General features: G+C 67.0%; 3 protein-coding genes. 2 read left to right on the plus strand and 1 reads right to left on the minus strand.

Translation table 11 applies throughout. From position 1 onward, the window contains the following. Positions 1-53: 53 nt before the first annotated feature. The gene (locus ACLFKU_RS42900) at positions 54-1172 is read right to left on the minus strand and encodes an alpha/beta fold hydrolase (RefSeq protein ID WP_410853277.1); all 1119 of its coding nucleotides are present in this window, start codon (positions 1170-1172) and stop codon (positions 54-56) included. Positions 1173-1296: 124 nt separating this feature from the next. Between ACLFKU_RS42900 and ACLFKU_RS42905 the strand changes: the two genes are divergently transcribed. Then, positions 1297-1713, plus strand: coding sequence for a DUF2231 domain-containing protein (locus ACLFKU_RS42905; RefSeq protein WP_410853278.1), 417 nt, complete (start codon positions 1297-1299; stop codon positions 1711-1713). Continuing rightward, positions 1710-3020, plus strand: coding sequence for a PQQ-dependent sugar dehydrogenase (locus ACLFKU_RS42910; RefSeq protein ID WP_410853279.1), 1311 nt, complete (start codon positions 1710-1712; stop codon positions 3018-3020). Before ACLFKU_RS42905 ends, ACLFKU_RS42910 begins: the two co-directional genes overlap by 4 nt. Positions 3021-3056 lie beyond the last annotated feature (36 nt).

Raw genomic sequence — 3056 nt, forward strand, 5'->3', positions numbered from 1 at the left:
CACTGATACAGCGCCGGGGCAGGAGTGCGCTGTCAGGTGTCGGGTGCCGGCACTCAGGGCGCGACGTCTCCCGCACGCGCTGCGATCGGCCGGACCTGCTGCACCAGCGTCAACAAGGTCTTGCCCGGCTCTTCGATCATCACTTCGTGCGCGGACTGCTCGAACCAGATCAGCTGTTTGTCCGGGGCGGTGATCGTATCGAACCAGGCCGCCGCCAGTTCGGAGGAGACGTTGTGATCGTGGCGGCCCAGGAACAGGAAGATCGGCGTCTGGAAACTGCGCCGGCCGGTGAGGTCCAGCGTCAGGGCGCCGGACAGCAGATGTTCCATCGAGAAGTCGTTGCCCTTCCACATGCCGGCGACATCGGCATCGGTGTACTCGGGTGACAGGCGGACGCCCGCCGCTTCGGCATCGCCACCGCGACGGTTGTGCACCATGCCGCCATAGTGATTGAGCCATTTGCGCTGCTGGAACAGCTGCTGCAGCGGCAACGGGGCATTGCCGACGGCGTAGGGCGCCAGTGCCCGGAGTTCGGCGACCGCTACCGCATTGCCGTCGCGCTCGGCTTGCTGCAGGGTCCAGCGCCATCCCCGTCGTTCGCTCTCGGGCGCGTTCGATATCTGGCCGATGCCGATGTAGGCATGCAGCCAGTCCGGCCGGCGCTGTGCCAGTTCCACGCCCAGGTAGCTGCCCCACGAGTGCCCCAGCACGAAAATCCTGTCCTTGCCGAACTCCCTGCGCAGCCACGCCACCATCTCCTCGGCGTCGGCGATCATGCGTTCGCGCGTCATGGTCGGTGCGACGGCGCCCGGATCGTTGGCGACGTAGGTCTTCCCGGCCCCGCGCTGGTCCCACTGGACGACGGTGAAATACTCTTCCCAGCCGCGCTGGAAGTACCAGCTGGTGGGCATCGCCACCCAGCCCGGTCCGCCGTGCAGCATCAACAGCACCGGATTGCGGCGGTCGTTGCCGCGGATCGAGACCGCCTGGTCGATGCCGCCAATGCGGACGGTTTCCAGCCGCTCCACCCCGTTATCGCTCACCACGCGCCGCAGTTCCTTGACGATGGCGACCGCTTCGGCCCGGTTGTGCGGTGACGGCGTTGACGCGGACGCAGATGCGGACAGTCCCGCGAGGGCGAGGCCCGACAGACTCCAAAGCAGGCGTTTCATCGGCGTGGTGACCCGGCGAGGTGCAGTGGCCGGCGAGTGTGCCATGCGCGCAGGCCATCGGCACCCCCATCACGCGTGCGGTGGCAGGATCGAAAAAGATCCGCCCCCTCACCAGGAGACCACCATGGCTTCGACCGTTGTCCCGACCCGATCATGGGTCATCCATCCGTTCCACGCCGCTGTACTGGGTGGCGTGCTGCCGCTGTTCCTCGGCGCGCTGCTGGCGGACTACGCTTACTGGAGCTCGTACGAGATCCAATGGGCCAACTTCGCCTCCTGGCTGCTGATCGGCGCCATGGTGATGACCACGCTGGCCCTGCTGTGCGGGATCGTCGGCCTGGTCCGTCGCAGCCGCAACCTGGCGTATGTGGTGCTGCTGGCCGTGACCTGGGGCGTGGGCTTCATCAACTGCCTGCACCACGCCCGCGATGCGTGGGCGGTGATGCCGGCCGGTCTGGTGCTTTCGGTGATCCTGGCGGTGCTGGCGTTGCTCGCGACCTGGGTGGGACTGTCCAGCCTGCGCGTGGGAGGTGTCCGATGAGCCGCCAGACGATCCGGATCCTCTCGGTGTCCGCGCTTGCGGTCGCGCTGGCTGCGTGCAGCGGCAAGGCCCCCGAGATCGAGCAGTACGGCGGCAACCCGGAGATGCCCAAGCCGCATCGCGGGCTGATGCCGGACATGACCATCGCCAAGCCGGCCCAGTGGGGCGACCGGTTGCCCACCGTTCCCAAGGGCTACCGGATCTCCGCGATCGCGACGGATCTGAGCATTCCACGGCAGACGCTGGTCCTCCCCAACGGCGACATCCTGGTGGCGGAAGGCCGCGGCGGCAGCGCACCGAATCTGAAACCGAAGGACGTCATCGCCGGCAAGATCAAGGCGAAGGGCAACACCGCGGTCAAGAGCGGCAACCGCCTGACCCTGCTGCGCGATGCCGATGGCGATGGCACCTACGAACTGAAGACGGTGTTTGCCGACAAGCTCAACGCGCCGTATGGGCTGGCGATGATCGGCAACGCGATCTACGTGGCCAACCAGGACGCCGTGGTGCGCTTCGACTACCAGGACGGCCAGACCAAGGCGGCCGCGGCCCCGGTCAAGCTGACCGACCTGCCCGCGGCGATCAACCATCATTGGACGAAGGCGATGACCGCCAGTGCCGATGGCCGCTACCTCTATGTGGGCATCGGTTCCAACAGCAACATCACCGAGCGTGGCATGGCGGTGGAGATCGACCGTGCGCGGATCTGGCAGATCGATGTGGCTACCGGCGCGCACAAGGATTACGCCACCGGCATCCGCAATCCCACCGCGCTGGCGATACAGCCGGGCACCGGCACGCTGTGGGCGGTGGTCAACGAACGCGATGAGATCGGCCCGAACCTGGTGCCGGATTACCTCACCTCGGTGAAGGAGGGCGGCTTCTATGGCTGGCCCTACAGCTACTGGGGCAAGAACGTGGATCGCCGGGTGATGCCGCAGAATCCGGAGAAGGTCGCCTCGGCGATCGCGCCGGACTACGCGCTGGGCTCGCATGTGGCAGCGCTCGGCGTGGCGTTCTCGTCGCCGGTGATGGGCACGCAGTTCGCCGATGGCGTCTTCGTGGGCGAGCACGGCAGCTGGAACCGCAATCCACCGGTCGGCTACAAGGTGGTGTTCGTGCCCTTCAGCAATGGTCGCCCGGCCGGCGAGCCGATTGATTTCGTGAGCGGCTTCTTCGGCGACGACGGCAAGACCCGCGGCCGCCCGGTCGGCGTCTCGGTCGACCCGCGCGGCGCCCTGATCGTCGCCGACGACCTCTCCAACACGATCTGGCGCGTCACCCCCGACGGCACGCCCGCGCCGTAACGCTCCAGTAACGGGGACGGAGGGGATTAATAATCC

The sequence above is a fragment of the Paraburkholderia sp. EG304 genome (genome assembly GCF_046543485.1).
GTDB lineage: Bacteria > Pseudomonadota > Gammaproteobacteria > Burkholderiales > Burkholderiaceae > Paraburkholderia > Paraburkholderia youngii.